At 65.8% G+C, this 14,765-nt stretch carries 11 protein-coding genes; 5 read left to right on the top strand and 6 right to left on the bottom strand.

Annotated elements, in window-relative coordinates:
- Window positions 1-155 precede the first annotated feature (155 nt).
- Window positions 156-1,562 carry a helix-turn-helix domain-containing protein gene (locus tag VSX77_RS15220; protein ID WP_338425451.1) on the top strand — a complete coding sequence of 469 codons (1,407 nt, stop codon included), beginning with the start codon at window positions 156-158 and terminating at the stop codon, window positions 1,560-1,562.
- Window positions 1,563-1,601: 39 nt separating this feature from the next.
- Here the strand turns inward: VSX77_RS15220 and gor are convergent, their stop codons facing one another.
- Complete coding sequence (gor, locus tag VSX77_RS15215) at window positions 1,602-2,948, bottom strand: glutathione-disulfide reductase (RefSeq protein ID WP_338425450.1); 1,347 nt, start codon at window positions 2,946-2,948, stop codon at window positions 1,602-1,604.
- 211 nt (window positions 2,949-3,159) lie between these two features.
- A complete protein-coding gene (pgi, locus tag VSX77_RS15210) occupies window positions 3,160-4,665 on the bottom strand; it encodes a glucose-6-phosphate isomerase (protein WP_338425449.1) in 1,506 nt (501 codons plus the stop codon).
- Between the two features lie 206 nt (window positions 4,666-4,871).
- On the opposite strand from pgi, the gene lepB reads away from it, so the two are divergent.
- From lepB to era, 3 genes are read left to right on the top strand one after another with little or no spacing between them, the layout of a single operon-like run.
- Complete coding sequence (gene lepB, locus VSX77_RS15205) at window positions 4,872-5,690, top strand: signal peptidase I (RefSeq protein WP_338427289.1); 819 nt, start codon at window positions 4,872-4,874, stop codon at window positions 5,688-5,690.
- Window positions 5,687-6,367, top strand: coding sequence for a ribonuclease III (gene rnc, locus VSX77_RS15200; protein ID WP_338425448.1), 681 nt, complete (start codon window positions 5,687-5,689; stop codon window positions 6,365-6,367). Before lepB ends, rnc begins: the two co-directional genes overlap by 4 nt.
- Window positions 6,364-7,257, top strand: coding sequence for a GTPase Era (era, locus tag VSX77_RS15195; protein ID WP_338425446.1), 894 nt, complete (start codon window positions 6,364-6,366; stop codon window positions 7,255-7,257). Before rnc ends, era begins: the two co-directional genes overlap by 4 nt.
- A 475-nt stretch (window positions 7,258-7,732) precedes the next feature.
- Here the strand turns inward: era and topA are convergent, their stop codons facing one another.
- The 4 genes from topA to plsY form a co-directional block, all read right to left on the bottom strand.
- Window positions 7,733-10,285, bottom strand: a complete 2,553-nt coding sequence (gene topA / locus VSX77_RS15190) for a type I DNA topoisomerase (RefSeq protein WP_338425445.1) — start codon at window positions 10,283-10,285, stop codon at window positions 7,733-7,735.
- An 84-nt stretch (window positions 10,286-10,369) separates the two neighbouring features.
- Window positions 10,370-11,908: a vWA domain-containing protein gene (locus VSX77_RS15185; RefSeq protein WP_338425444.1), complete on the bottom strand. Its 1,539-nt coding sequence runs from the start codon at window positions 11,906-11,908 to the stop codon at window positions 10,370-10,372.
- Between the two features lie 115 nt (window positions 11,909-12,023).
- Window positions 12,024-13,106 (bottom strand): DNA-processing protein DprA, encoded by a 1,083-nt coding sequence (gene dprA / locus VSX77_RS15180; RefSeq protein WP_338425443.1) that lies wholly within the window; start codon window positions 13,104-13,106, stop codon window positions 12,024-12,026.
- Window positions 13,103-13,705, bottom strand: coding sequence for a glycerol-3-phosphate 1-O-acyltransferase PlsY (gene plsY, locus VSX77_RS15175; RefSeq protein WP_338425442.1), 603 nt, complete (start codon window positions 13,703-13,705; stop codon window positions 13,103-13,105). Before plsY ends, dprA begins: the two co-directional genes overlap by 4 nt.
- A gap of 222 nt (window positions 13,706-13,927) precedes the next feature.
- On the opposite strand from plsY, the gene murI reads away from it, so the two are divergent.
- On the top strand, window positions 13,928-14,734 hold the full coding sequence (murI, locus tag VSX77_RS15170; protein WP_338425441.1) for a glutamate racemase: 807 nt from the start codon (window positions 13,928-13,930) through the stop codon (window positions 14,732-14,734).
- Window positions 14,735-14,765 lie beyond the last annotated feature (31 nt).

Raw genomic sequence — 14,765 nt, 5'->3', positions numbered from 1 at the left:
ATTTGCAAAGTTGCAAAGTCGATGTTTGCAAACTATTACTATGCCTTGTTCCGTTCGTTCTGAGCTTGTCGAAGCACCGTTTTTTGCTTTGACGTCGTGCAAAGAAAGTGCGGCCCTTCGACAGCTCGGGGCGAACCGATTTGGGGATGACGTCAATGCGCCAACGAATCTTTGCCGGCAATCGCCTCAAGACGCTGCGGGTAGAACGGGGAATCAAGCAAGCTGAGTTCGCCGAAACACTCGCCATTTCCACCTCCTACCTCAGCCAGATCGAACACGACGACCGCCCGCTCACTCCTGCGCTTCTCGATCGCCTGCAAAAGCTGTTCCCGCTCGAATGGGAAGAAGTCGCCGCCGACGCCGGCGACCGCCGCGCCGGGGCGCTGCGCGAGGCGGCCGCTGATCCGCTGTTCGCCGCCGCGCCGCTGCCCCCCGAACAGCTCGAACGCGCCGCGCTGCAACAGCCGCAGCTTGCCGACCAGTTCGTCGCGCTCCACGCCGCCTACCGCCGCGCGGGACAAAGGCTGCAGATCATCGACGAAGCGCTGACCGGCGGTACCGCCGAGGGTAGCCGCCTGCCGTGGGAAGAGGTACGCGACTGGTTCCACGATGCGGGAAACTACGTGGACAGCATCGATCGCGCCGCCGAGGCGCTGGCAGCACAGCTCCGCGGCAAAGACCCTTCGCCCGCGATCGAAACAATCGAGCGGCGGCTGCGCGACGCGCTCGGCATTTCGATCGTTTATACGCAGACGCAAAGCCTGCGCGATTACGACGCGACGATGCGCCACTTGGTGATCGACCCGTCGCAGCCTGCCGAAAGCCGCCGTTTTCAGCTGGCGCACCAGCTGGCGGCGCTGGCTTTGGCGCGCGAGATTGCGACGGTGGTCGAAGCTTCGCCGCTGCGCACAGCCGCGGCGCGTCAGCTTCTCCACGTCGGCCTCGCCAATTATGCCGCGGGCTCGGTGCTGATGCCCTACGCCCCCTTCCGCGCCAGTGCGCGCGCGGTGCGCCACGACATCGACCGGCTGCGGCTGGAATATGGGGTGAGCTTCGAACAGGCATGCCACCGCCTCTCGACCCTCCAGCGTCCCGGTGCGCGCGGCATCCCGATGTTCTTCTGCCGCGTCGATATGGCGGGCAATATCACCAAGCGGCACAGCGCGACGCGCCTGCAATTCGCGCGCTTCGGCGGCGCCTGCCCGCTGTGGATCGTGCATGAGGCGGCGGCGATCCCCGACCGCATCCTGTTCCAGCTCGCCGAGACGCCCGACGGAGTGCGCTATGTGTCGATGGCCAAGGGGCTGGTCAAACCGTCGGGCAGCTATGCGCGATCTCCACGCCGCTACGCCGTCGCACTGGGGTGCGAGACGCAATATGCGGCGGATTTCGTCTATGCCGACGGGGTCGATGTCAGCGCGCCGCAGGCTGCCACGCGGATCGGCCTGTCGTGCCGCATCTGCCCGCGCGACGACTGCGACCAGCGCGCCTTTCCACCTAGCGACCGGCCGATTCTGGTCGATCCGGATCGCAGGGATGTGGTGCCGTACCGGATCGGGTGAGGCCGAATAGCCGACCTAGTTATCAGGACTTACCCTACCCTACTTCAGCAGCACCAGCTCTTCGGCCATGCTCGGATGCAGGGCGACCGTCGCGTCGAAATCGGCCTTGGTCAGCCCCGCTTTCACCGCGATGGCCGCCGCCTGCAAAATCTCCGGTGCGTCGGGGCCGATCATGTGCAGCCCGACGACCTGATCGGTGGCGGCGTTGACGATCATCTTGTAGAGCGCGCGCTCGTTGCGGCCCGCGAGGACATTCTTCATCGCGCGAAAATCGCTGGTATACACGCGAACCGTGCCGAGCTTGTTGCGCGCCTCGGCCTCGGTCATCCCGACCGCGCCGATCGGCGGGTGGCTGAAGACCGCGCTAGGGACATTCGCATAATCAACAACGGACGGCTTGCCGCCGAACACGCTGTCGGCGAAGGCCTGCCCCTCGCGGATTGCAACCGGGGTTAGCTGGATGCGGTTGGTCACGTCGCCGACGGCATAGATGCTCGGCACCGACGACTGGTTTCTTTCGTCGACCTTGATCGCGCCTGCGGCATCGAGTTCGACGCCAACGTCCTCCAAGCCGATACCCCTGGTGTTCGGGACGCGCCCGGTCGCCATCAGCACGGCATCCGCGACGATCGGTTCGCAATTCTCGAGCAGCACGGTCAGCGACCCGTCGTCATTCTTTTCGATCGAACGGAACGGCGCGTTGAACTTGAAGTCGATGCCCTTGGTCATCGAAATTTGCAGCAGGCGGTCGCGGATCTGCTCGTCATAGCCGCGCAGGATCGTGTCGCCGCGGTTGACGACCGTCACCTTGCTGCCGAATTCGTTGAAGATGCCGGCAAATTCGTTGGCGATGTAACCGCCGCCGGCGATTACCACGCGTTTCGGCAGCGTTTCAAGATGGAACACCTCGTTCGACGTGATCGCAAGGTCGCTGCCCGGAAATTCGGGAACGTGCGGCCAGCCGCCGGTCGCGATCAGGATGCGCTCCGCGGTCAGTTCCTGCCCATCGGCGAGGCGGACCCTTTGCGGGCCGATAACGGTCGCGCGGGTTTTGAACATGGTGACCTTGTGATTGTCGAGCGTCTGGCCATACAGCCCTTCGAGCCGATCGACCTCTGCCAGCACATTGTCGCGCAGCACGTCCCAGTCGAAATTGCAGTCGGGGACGTTCCAGCCGAACTTGCGCGCGTCCTTCAGATCCTCGGCGAAATGCGCACCATAGACGAGCAGCTTCTTGGGCACGCAGCCACGGATCACGCAAGTGCCGCCGACCCGATGCTCCTCCGCCACCGCGACGCGCGCGCCATGCGACGCCGCGATGCGTGATGCGCGCACGCCGCCTGAACCCGCGCCGATGACAAAGAGATCGAAGTCGAAATCGGACATGAAGAACCCCTGATATGGACCGGCCGCTATTCGCAGCCCGCGCCTATGTGGTTACGCGCGGCCGCGATGCCAATCGATTTTAGCGCTTACAGTTGTTGCGCCCGCTTAGTCGTCATTGCGAGCGAAGCGAAGCAACCTCCAGCGATCGACCATACGCACCGCCGATAGCTGTGGATTGCCGCGTCGCTTCGCTCCTCGCAATGACAACGCTCTAATCGCCGAGCGCTGCCTTTAACAACGCCTGCGTCGCCGGATCGAAGTCGATCGTCCCTTCGGCAAGCCCCTTCGCCATCTCCTTGCCCAGCTCGACACCGAACTGGTCGAACGGGTTGATGCCGAGCAGCACGGCATTGGCAAAGACGCGATGTTCGTAAAAGGCGATTAGCGCACCCAGGCTGCGCGGACTGACCTGATCGAGCAGGATCGTCGTCGAGGGCCGGTCGCCGGGATAGGCGCGCGCGCCGTCCTCGCTCGCCCGCCCGGTCATCAGCGCCGCGCCCTGCGCGATGCAATTGGCGACGAGCGTCTCGTGGTGCGCGTCGTCGAGCAGATGGTCGGGCTCGCGTGCGACGACGAACTCGACCGGCACCCGATGCGTGCCCTGATGGAGCAGCTGGAACACCGCGTGCTGCGCATCGGTGCCGACGCCGCCCCAGGTGATCGGCGCGCTTTGCTGCGCAAGCGGTTCGCCGTCCAGCGTCACCGCCTTGCCGTTCGATTCCATTTCGAGCTGTTGCAGATAGTCGGGAAGCAGCCGCAACCGCTCGTCATAAGCGAATACTGCACGCGTCTGACATTCGAGGCGATTGGCATAGATCTGGTCGGCGAAAGCGGCGAGCAGGCAGATATTGTCGGCGCCGTCGGCGAGGCGGAAATGGCGATCCATTTCGGCCGCGCCCTCGAGCAGATCGGCAAAGGCATCCCAGCCCAGCGCAAGCGCGGCGGGAAAGCCGATCGACGACCAGAGCGAATAGCGCCCGCCGACCGTCTCGCTGAACGGCAGGATGCGCGTTTCGTCGATCCCCCATTCGATCGCACGGTCGGGCATGGCGGTCAGCGCGATGAAACGGCCGAGTGGGTCGGCCACGCCCGCCTCGTCCAGCCATTGCAGCGCCGAATTGGCATTGAGCAGGGTTTCGGTGGTGGTGAAAGTCTTGGACGCAACGGCAACCAGCGTATGTTCGGGGCTGAACTTCGCAAAGGCTTCGTCAAGCGCGGCGCCATCGACGTTCGAGACGACCGCAACGTCATAGCGGTCGCTGTGGCGGCCGAGCGCATCGACGAGCAGGTCGGGGCCGAGCGCCGACCCGCCGATGCCAATGTGCAAAAGGTGGCGGATCTCGCCGAACGCCCCTGCCTCGATCGCGTCGATCATCATCCGCATTCTTTGATGCAGCGCTTGCGCGACGTGGACCGACTCGGGCGCGCCGTCGCCACGCTCGGCGCTATGCTCGGCGGCGCGGTTTTCGGTCGGATTGGCAATGCCGCCCGAAAAGAGTGTCTTGCGCCGCCCGCCGAAATCCTGCGCATCGGCAAGGTCGGAGAGGATCGCGATCGCGGCATCGTCGAGGTGCGTCTTGGCAAAGTCGAAGCGGATGTCGGCGACATTGCGGACCAGCGCCTGCAAACGCGCCTGGGGATCGGCGGCGACCAGGTCGGTCAGCTTCTGCGGTTGCCAGCCGGCAAGGGCCTGCCAGGCGTCGGAAGCGGTGGGCATAACAGCGTCCTTGGTTTTCCGTTCGTTTGGAGCGAACCGGGGTGAGATGTCGCCCCTTCTCTAAGCCCGCTGCCCGCGGCGCGCCAGCGTGATCCGCCGATATTTGCTTGACGTGGCATCCTATTCATCGCCAATGCCGAGACATGACCGAAGCCAGCTTTACCGCCGATAAATCGCCCTCATCGTCCGCTCCGACGCCCGCGCCCGTGTCGGCGAAAGAAGAGGCGGTCGATACCGTCCGCTTCCTCGCGCTCCTCGCCATCGCGGTGCTGGTGTTCCGCAGCTTTTTCCTGTCGCCCTTCAACATTCCGTCGGAATCGATGCAGCCGCGGCTACTCATCGGCGACTATCTGCTCGTGAACAAGATGGCCTATGGCTATTCGAAATACAGCCTGCCGTTCAGCTTGCCGTTGATTCCAGGCCGGATTTTCCCGCGCACGCCCGAACGCGGCGATGTCGTGGTTTTCAAGGCGCCGCCCGCCGCCGACAATGATTATATCAAGCGCGTCATCGGCCTGCCCGGCGACAGCGTGCAGGTACGCGACGGCATCGTCTGGTTGAACGGCAAGCCGCTTCAGCGTGAGGCGATGCCCGACTTCGTGATCCCGGTCACGCCAAACATGGTCGAGGCGTCGCGCGCGACGGGCACGCTGCCCTGCTATGCGATGGAGTTTGAGGAGGTTGGGTCCGACGGCCAGCGCCAATGCCGGTATCCGCAATATCGCGAGACGCTGCCGAACGGCAAAAGCTATGCGATCCTCGACATCACGACGATCGCCGAAGACAATACGCCGCTCGTCGTCGTGCCCGAGGGTCATTTGTTCCTGATGGGCGACAACCGCGACCGCAGCGCCGACAGCCGCTTTCCGGCGATGGAAAATCAGGGCATCGGCCTGGTTCCCGAAGAGAATCTAGTCGGCCACGCGCTCGTCGGCATGTTCTCGACCGACGGCTCGGCAAGCTGGATCAACCCGATCAGCTGGTTCACGGCGGCGCGCTGGGACCGCATCGGGGACGGTTTTTGAGCGATCCGCTGAATAGCGGGGCGCTCGCCGACATCATCGGCTGCGCCCCGGATGACCTGACGCTCTACGATCTTGCACTGACACATGGCAGCACCGGGCGCGCCGATTATCAGCGGCTGGAGTTTCTGGGCGATCGTGTGCTCGGGCTCGTGATTGCGTCCGAACTCTACACGCGCTTCCCTGCGGCGAGCGAGGGGGAGATGTCGTCGCGGCTGCACGTGCTGGCATCGGGCGCGACCTGCGCGGCGATTGCGCAGCGGCTCGATCTGCCGTCGCTGATCCGTTTTGGAGCGCAGGCACGGAACGACGGCGGCCGCTACAGTGACAATATCGCCGCCGACGCGATCGAGGCGCTGATCGGGGCGCTGTACCTCGACCGGGGCATCGATGCGGCACGCGCCTTCATCCTCGCCGAGTGGGGCGCGATGATCGACGGGCAACAGGCGGCGCCGAAGCACCCGAAGGCGGCGCTTCAAGAATGGGCGCTTGCGCGCGGCCGCCGCCCGCCCGAATATGAGATCGTGTCGCGCGAAGGCCCCGACCACGCCCCGCGGTTTCGGATCGCGGTGAGCATCGGCAAGCTCGCGCGCGCCGAAGCCGACGGTGCATCGAAACAGGCGGCCGAAAAAGCCGCGGCGGCGGCGCTGCTCGCCGAACTCGAAGGACAGGAAAAATGACCCACCGCTGCGGCTTCGTCGCCGTCGTCGGCGCGCCCAATGCGGGCAAATCGACGATCGTCAACGCGCTCGTTGGCCAGAAGGTCGCAATCGTCAGCCCCAAAGCGCAGACGACGCGCACAAGACTGATGGGCATCGCGATGGAGGGCGAGGCGCAGATCGTGCTGATCGACACGCCGGGTATCTTCGCGCCGACGCGCCGGCTCGACCGCGCGATGGTCGCCGCGGCGTGGAACAGCCTGGAACAGGCCGAGGCGATCCTCGTCATGGTCGATGCCGCCGCCAAGCTGACGGGCCGCGTCGAGCGCGTCCTGGAAGGCGTCGCGAACCGCCCAGAGAAGAAATTTCTCGTGCTGAACAAGGTCGACCTGACCCGGAAGGACAAGCTGCTGACGATCGCGACGCAGCTTAACGAGTGCGTGGTCTTTGACGAAACCTTCTTCATTTCGGCAAGCACCGGCGATGGCGTCCCCGAACTCAAGGCGCATCTGGCGAAGCTGATGCCCGAGGGGCCGTGGCATTTCCCCGAAGACGAGGTGAGCGACGCCCCCGAACGGATGCTTGCCGCCGAAATCACGCGTGAGCAGCTCTACCGCCAGCTCCATGAGGAGCTGCCGTACCAGTCGACCGTCGAGACCGAGAAATTCACGACGCGCGCCGACGGCAGCGCCGAAATCCACCAGCAGATCCTCGTCGCCCGCGACAATCAGCGCGCGATCATCCTCGGCCACAAGGGCGAGCGGGTCAAGGACATCGGGAGCAAGGCGCGCGCGGAACTGTCCGAGCTATTGGGGCGCAAGGTTCACCTGTTCCTGCACGTCAAGGTCAAGGCGAATTGGGACGAAGATCGCACCGTTTATCGCGACATGGGGCTCGATTGGGTGGATTGAGGCCGACGTTGCGCTCGACCTGCTGAGGCGCGCAACGCTTCCAAAAGTCAGTAAAGGTCAGCCTTGCGCGGCTCCCAAATTGCGCGGCAACCGCACCGCCATTCCAAAGGTCAGGAAAAGTCAGCCCAGTGCGGCCGCCGATCTGCGGCTTCCGTCGGATAGCCGCGGCCGGTTCCTGCAAACCCACAAGGCAAGCAGGCATCGCTTTTGTCCACATATTGAAAGAGCCGGATGTAGGCTGGCACAGCCCGCGCATGTAGGACAGCGTTTTCTTGAGCGTCTGCTTTGGGGTCGGAAGCGGACGTCCTCCTTTTGTCATTCCCGCGAAAGCGGGAACCCAGCGAGGGGTCAGCTGAAGCCCGCTCTGGGTTCCCGCTTTCGCGGGAATGACAAGGTTTTTAGATTTACGCTATGACCGCAACCGGTCGTTTTCTGTAGCTGACACCCTTTTGGCCCGAGGGATTGAGACTGCCGCTTACGCCTCCGCCTTCTTCGTTGCCGAAGCCTTCTTCGCGGCTGCCTTCTTCGCAGGCGCCTTCTTTTTCGGCGCCACCTTTTTCTTGCCCTTCGCGGGACCCTTCGCCGCGCGCGCGTCGATCAGTGCGATGGCCTCTTCGAGCGTCAGCGTCGCCGGGTCGGCGGTCTTGGGCAAGGTCGCGTTGGTCGTACCGTCGGTGACATAGGGACCGAAGCGCCCCTCCATCAGCTTCATCTCGCCCCCGCTCGTCGGGTGCGGGCCGAAGGTGTTGAGCGGTTCGGCCTTGGCCCGCCCGCGCCCGCCGCCCGCAGCGGCTTCGGCGATGCGAACGACCGCGGCGTTCATGCCGATGTCGAAGATTTCGGCGGTCCCCGTCAGCTTGGCATATTTGCCGTCGTGAAGCAGATAGGGGCCATAGCGTCCCAGCCCGGCCATGATCGGCTTGCCGCTTTCGGGATGCACCCCGACTTCGCGCGGCAGGCTCAAAAGCCGGAGAGCATAGTCGAGGTCGAAATCCTCCATCGGAATATCCTTGGGGATCGACGAGCGCTTCGCCTCCTTGCCGTCGCCCAGCTGGATATAGGGGCCGAAGCGCCCGCTGCGCTTCGTCACTTCCAGCCCGCTGTCGGGGTCGGTTCCCATCGTTTCGGGGCCGGTATCGCCCGCATCGCCGCCGCCCGGCTGCGCGAATTTGCGCGTGAATTTGCAGTCGGGGTAGTTGCTGCACGCGATGAACGGCCCGAATTTGCCGCCACGCAGCGCGAGGCGCCCGGTGCCGCAATTGGGGCAGAGCCTGGGATCGCTGCCGTCGCCCTTGTCGGGGAAGAGATAGGGACCGAGGAATTCGTTGAGCGCCGCGGTAATCTCCGACGGCTTCTGCTCCATCACCTCGCCGGTGCGCGGCTTGAAATCCCGCCAGAAGCGTTCGAGCACCGCCTGCCACTGCGCGCGGCCGCCCGACACATCGTCAAGCTCTTCCTCGAGCCCCGCGGTGAAATCATAGCCGACATAGCGTTCGAAAAAGCGCTCGAGGAACGCCGTGAGCAATCGCCCGCTCTCTTCGGGAATGAAGCGGTTCTTCTCGACCGTCACATAGGCGCGGTCCTTCAGCACCTGCAGGATCGAGGCATAGGTCGACGGGCGTCCGATGCCGAGCTCCTCCATCTTCTTGACGAGGCTCGCTTCCGAATAGCGCGGCGGTGGCTGCGTCTCGTGGCTTTCGACCTCGACCCCAGTCTTGGCAGGGGCATCGCCCTTTGCCATCGCGGGCAACAGGCGCGCATCGTCGTCGTCCGCACTATCGTCGCGGCCTTCGTCATAGAGCGCAAGGAAGCCAGGGAATTTCACCACCTGCCCGGTCGCGCGTAGCACCGTCTTGCCGGTGCCGTCGGACAGGTCGACGCTGGTGCGTTCGAGTCGTGCCGAGGCCATCTGGCTCGCCAGCGCGCGCTTCCAAATCAGGTCGTAGAGCCGCGCGTGGTCGCCGCTGCCCGCCTTGTCTTTCGAAAAATCGGTGGGACGGATCGCTTCATGCGCTTCCTGCGCATTTTTCGCCTTGGTCTGATATTGCCGCGGCTGATCGGGGACATAGCCGCCGTCGTAGCGCGTCGCGATGGCTTTGCGGGCGGCGCTGATCGCGCTGTGGTCCATCTGGACGCCGTCGGTCCGCATGTAGGTGATCGCGCCATCCTCGTAGAGCGCCTGCGCGATGCGCATCGTGTGGCTCGCCGAAAAGCCGAGCTTGCGCGCGGCTTCCTGTTGGAGGGTCGAGGTAGTGAAGGGCGGGGGCGGGTTGCGGGTCAGCGGCTTGGTTTCGACCGTATCGACGGTGAAATGGCCCGCCTTTACGTCGGCCTCGGCGGCGCGCGCGTCGGCTTCGGTGCCGATCGTCAGCCGCTCGATCTTGTCGCCTTTCCAGCGTGACAGCCGTGCCTTGAACGGCGTGCCGCCCATCTCGAACAGCCCGGTCACCGACCAATATTGCTGCGCAACAAAGGCCTCGATCTCGCGCTCACGCTCGACCACCAGCCGCAGCGCGACCGACTGGACGCGCCCCGCCGATTTGGCACCCGGCAGCTTGCGCCACAGCACCGGCGACAGCGTGAAGCCGACGAGATAGTCGAGCGCGCGGCGGGCGCGATACGCGTCGATCAAATCGGTGTCGAGCTCGCGCGGGTGCGCCATCGCATCGGTCACCGCCTGCTTGGTGATCGCGTTGAACGTCACGCGGTCGACCGCCGCAGGCAGCGCCTTCTTGCTGCGCAGCAATTCCTGCACATGCCAGCTGATCGCTTCGCCCTCGCGGTCAGGGTCGGTCGCGAGGATCAGGCGTTCGGCGCCTTTCGCCGCGTCCGAAATTTCCTTCAGCCGCTTCGCTTTGTCGGGGTAAAGCTGCCACTGCATCGCAAAGCCGTCGTCGGGATCGACCGACCCGTCCTTGGGCGGCAGATCGCGGACGTGACCATAGGAGGCCAGAACCTTGAAATCGCGACCGAGATATTTCTCGATCGTTTTCGCCTTGGCCGGCGATTCCACAATTACCAATTGCATTAAAAAACTATCCCCGTCACCGGCTCTCACATGTACGCGCGAGGGTGGCGGGGATAGCTTTATTTCGTCAAGCCGGATTTTTCCTTAGCCGTCCTGCCATTTGAAATCGGTGGGAAGGATGCATTTTCCGGCGTCATATTGGCCAACACTGCGGATGATTTCCTGATCTTCGGGCTCGATGCGGCGGCCGCTGATCTGGCCGTCGATCACGCGGCGCACGAGCGCGTCGAGGCTTGTGACGAGATAGCAGTCGATCGCCGGCGGCGCGTGCGGATTGCCGACGCCGCTGTCGTCGGTCAGGAACAAATAGCGCGACTGGGTTGCGGCGGCCATGGCGCGCATCGCATATTCGGCCTTGTCGGCGACGCCCGACGCGGCCACGGGCGTGATGTGGATGCGCTTGGTCCGCGCGGCCTCCGCCGCGAGCCACGTCCGCCCGAACTGCTCATCGTGCGGCGGCGCGTCGGCGACCAGAAGCAGCGATTTTACCGCGTCCGCGCGCCAGTCTTGCCCCACGGCGCGGATCAGCGCCTGGTCCATCGCCTCGGGATAGTCGCCGCCGCCATTCGCGTCCTGCCGCGCGAGCGCGCCCTGAACGCGGCCGATGTCGCGGTCGAACGCGATGGTGCGCGTCACATAATCGTCGCCGAGGTCGCGGTAGAATACAAAGCCGACGCGGATGTCGAGATCGCGGTGCTTCGCCGCGATCGCACCGATGATCGAGCGCATTTCGGCCTGAAGATAGCGGATCTCGTCGCCCATGCTGCCCGTCGTATCGACGACGAGCATCAGGTCGAGCTTGGTTGCCTTCGTCGCGGCGCGGTTTGCGGTCAGCCCGACCAGCTGGCCGCCCGGCGCGCTGGAAACGAGCACGGGTCGCGCCTCGGCGATGGTGCGTCCGGCTTGGCGCGCCGACACGCTGATCCGTTCGCTCAACCGGTCGAGGCCGGGGAAGAAGGCGGCGCTCCCGTCGGCGTGCGTCGCCATCGTGATGCTGTTGCCGTCGCTGCACGTCACGGTCACGTCGGCGAAGGGGATCGGCTGGCCGTTGCGGTCCGCGACCTTCACCGTCACGACGCGCGTCGTGTCGACGCGTGGCAGGTCGCGCACCTCCTGCCCCAGATTGCCATTGCGGTTCACATAGGCGGCATAAAGTTCGGGGTTGAGCAGGTCGTCATGCTCACCCGCAGTCAGGATGCCCGATTGCGGTTGCGGCTGCGGATAGGGGCGCGGCGGAACCGGAGGCCGGATGCGCGCCTCGGTCGGTGACGTCGCGGCAGGCGGAGCGGCATCGGCTGTAGCCCACGATCCAGTCACCATGACCTCCGACACTGTTCCCGCGCTGTCATAGGATAGCGGCGGCGGGGCCATCGGAGCGGGCGGCGGAGGCTCCGCCATCGTCATCGCGGCGCGGCCGCGTCCGTCACGCCCCTCGGTCTTATAACCCGGGTCAGACTGCTGTTGCGCCGCCGTCTCGGGCGCAAGCCGCGGCAACGGGGCGGCGTTGCGGCAATATCCTTGCCCGCGCTCGGGCGCTTGCTGCGCGAGTGCGAGCGGGACGGGTGCGGGTGCGCTCGCCAGCACCGCGACCAAGGTAGCGCTTGTCAGGAAACGGCTTCGCATCATCGACCTCCCCATCCATGTAACACCATATCATCAGCCTGCGATTCGGCCGCTGAACCGTGGCTGAACCGCGATGAATGGATAGTCGGGTCGGCGCGCCGCGCTGTGCGGGGCCTCACAATAGCGAGATTTTTGCTCCCGCATGACGCTCGACCCGCCCGGCGAGTTCGAGTTCGAGCAGCACGAGCTGGACGGAGGCAGCATCCTGCCCCGACTGGCGTACCAGCTCATCGACGGCCACCGGCGTCGGGCCGAGGAGATCAATCAGCGCGCGCCGCTCGCGGTCGGCGGGTTCGGCCACCGGCGGCGCGACGAACGCCTGGACCGGCTCGCGGACCATGCGGCGGTCGATCGGGCCGATGGCCTCGATCACATCGTCGATCGTCTGGATCAGTGTCGCGCCTTCGCGGATCAGCTGGTTGCAGCCCTGCGCGCGCGGATCGAGCGGCGAACCGGGCACCGCCATCACTTCGCGGCCATAGTCGCCCGCGCGGCGCGCGGTGATGAGCGAGCCCGATTTCGGCGCCGCTTCGATCACCACCGTGCCGTGCGCGAGCCCGGCGATGATGCGGTTGCGCGAGGGGAAATGGCGCGCGAACGGTTCGGTGCCCGGCGGCTGTTCGGCAATCAGCAGCTGGTCGCTCGCGATCTTTTCCTGAAGCGCGGCATTTTCGGGTGGAAAGGCGATGTCGATCCCGCTCGCGATGACGCCCGCCGTCGATCCGCCGAGCGCGCCGATATGCGCCGCGGTATCGACCCCGCGCGCGAGGCCGCTGACGACGGTCACCCCCTGCCCCGCCAGGTCGGCGGCGAGCTGGCGCGCGAAACGGCAGGCAATGGCCGACGCATTGCGCGCGCCGACGATCGCGATGCACGGGCGGCGCAGCATGGCGGTATCGCCCCGCACGACGACAACGGGTGGCGCTCCCTCAACCTCGCGCAGCAGGGGCGAATAATCATCTTCGTCGCTGAAGATATGGCGCGCGCCGAGCGCCGCGGCGCGCGCAATCTCGCGTTCGGCGATTTCTGTCGGCGCGATCCGCGCTTTCCCCGCGCCACCGCGCAGCACTAGGTCGGGTAGCGCTTCGAGTGCGGCTACACCAGATCCGAAGCGCTGCATCAGCTGGTGCCAGCTGACCGGGCCGACGTGCGGGGTGCGGATCAGCCGCAGCCGCGCCAGCCGTTCGGAGTGCGTCATGCGCGCTCTTTCTTGGCGCCGACGCGCGGCTCGGTCCCTGCGCGCAGGCGGGCGATATTCTCGCGGTGCCGCCACAGCACGATCACCGCCAGCCCGGCGAGCCCCAGGGCATAGATGGGATAGCCAAGCGCAAAAGCCGCGACCGGCGCCGATACCGCGCCGAGCATCCCGCCAAGTGAGGAGATGCGGAGCAGCAGCACCGTGCCGAGCCACACCGCCGCAAAGACCAGACCGATGGGCCAAGCGAGCGCGAGCGCGAGGCCGAGCAAGGTCGCGACGCCCTTGCCGCCCCGGAACCGGAGCCAGACGGGGTAGCAATGGCCGATCATCGCCGCGGCGCCCGCGATCATCGCGGCATGGTCGCCGAGCTCGGGCACGAAGTGGCGCGCGAGCAGCACCGCGGCCGCCCCCTTCGCGCCGTCGAGCAGCAGGGTTGCCGCCGCGAGCCCTTTGCGCCCGGTGCGCAGCACGTTGGTCGCGCCGATATTGCCCGACCCGATCTGCCGAAGATCGCCCGCGCCAAACGCGCGCGTGAGCAGGACGCCGAATGGGATGGAGCCGAGCAGATAGCCCCCGGCGATCAACAAATAGATGGTCATCACGCTCCCCGTTTCGTTCGCCTTCCCTTTTGGCGGGGTTGGGGAAAGCAATCAACGGATTCGGGCCGAGCCATTGCCGAAATGGACAAAATCGTCGGCCCCCGCGCAGGCGGGGGCCGACGGCGGTTTACGCAACGACGCAGGAATAGGCCGACGGCAGCCCCCGCCTGCGCGGGGGGGGACGGTGTTGAGCCGCGCCCATGCTCCTGCTAACGCCGTGCGATGCACGGACCCGCCCCCGACGCGCCCATCCTCTTCTTCGACAGCGGCCTTGGCGGACTGACCGTGCTCGGCCCGACGCGTGCGTTGCTGCCGACCGCGCCGATCGTCTATGCCGCCGACTATGCCGGCCTGCCTTATGGCAAGAAAAGCGATGAGGAACTGGCCGCGCGCGTCCCCGCACTGCTCGGGCGGCTGGTGGAGCGGTACCAGCCGCGTCTTGCGGTCATCGCGTGCAACACTGCCTCGACCATCGCGCTGGGTCATGTCCGCGCCGCGCTCGACCTGCCGATCGTCGGCACCGTGCCCGCGATCAAGCCCGCCGCCGAAATGACCAAGAGCGGCGTCATCGGCGTGCTCGGTACCGAAGCGACGGTGCGTCAGCCCTATGTCGACGATCTGAGCGCGCGTTTCGCTGGCGGAAAGACGGTGCTACGTCACGGCAGCCCCGGCCTCGTCACCGGCGCCGAGGCCAAGCTGCGCGGCGAAGCGATCGACCCGGATGTGATCGCGCGCGCCGTTGCGGGCCTGCGCGATCAGCCGGGGGGCGAGGCGATCGACGTCGTGGTGCTGGCCTGTACCCATTTTCCATTGCTGCGGGACGAATTGCAGGCGGGTTTCGGCCCCGGCGTCGCGCTGATCGACGGCGCGGAGGGCATCGCACGGCGCATCGCGCACCTGACCGAGGGGCAGCGCTGGCCCGACGTCGCGGCGCCCGGGATCGCGGTCTTTACGCGCAGCGACGAGCGGCCGCCGCCGCCGCTTGCCGCGCTCGCACCCTATGGCATCGGATCGATCGAGACGATCTGATTGGACAATTTGTCCCAAAACTGCGAATCGT

The sequence above is a fragment of the Sphingopyxis sp. TUF1 genome, assembly GCF_036687315.1.
GTDB lineage: Bacteria > Pseudomonadota > Alphaproteobacteria > Sphingomonadales > Sphingomonadaceae > Sphingopyxis > Sphingopyxis kveilinensis.
This window is presented reverse-complemented; position numbering and strand designations above follow the sequence as displayed.

Bases quoted from the DNA above. Each gene is read 5' to 3' on its own strand.
- VSX77_RS15220 (WP_338425451.1), top strand. From the start codon at position 156: ATGCGCCAACGAATCTTTGCCGGCAATCGCCTCAAGACGCTGCGGGTA.
- gor (WP_338425450.1), bottom strand. From the start codon at position 2,948: ATGTCCGATTTCGACTTCGATCTCTTTGTCATCGGCGCGGGTTCAGGC.
- pgi (WP_338425449.1), bottom strand. From the start codon at position 4,665: ATGCCCACCGCTTCCGACGCCTGGCAGGCCCTTGCCGGCTGGCAACCG.
- era (WP_338425446.1), top strand. From the start codon at position 6,364: ATGACCCACCGCTGCGGCTTCGTCGCCGTCGTCGGCGCGCCCAATGCG.
- topA (WP_338425445.1), bottom strand. From the start codon at position 10,285: ATGCAATTGGTAATTGTGGAATCGCCGGCCAAGGCGAAAACGATCGAG.
- VSX77_RS15185 (WP_338425444.1), bottom strand. From the start codon at position 11,908: ATGCGAAGCCGTTTCCTGACAAGCGCTACCTTGGTCGCGGTGCTGGCG.
- dprA (WP_338425443.1), bottom strand. From the start codon at position 13,106: ATGACGCACTCCGAACGGCTGGCGCGGCTGCGGCTGATCCGCACCCCG.
- plsY (WP_338425442.1), bottom strand. From the start codon at position 13,705: ATGACCATCTATTTGTTGATCGCCGGGGGCTATCTGCTCGGCTCCATC.
- murI (WP_338425441.1), top strand. From the start codon at position 13,928: ATGCACGGACCCGCCCCCGACGCGCCCATCCTCTTCTTCGACAGCGGC.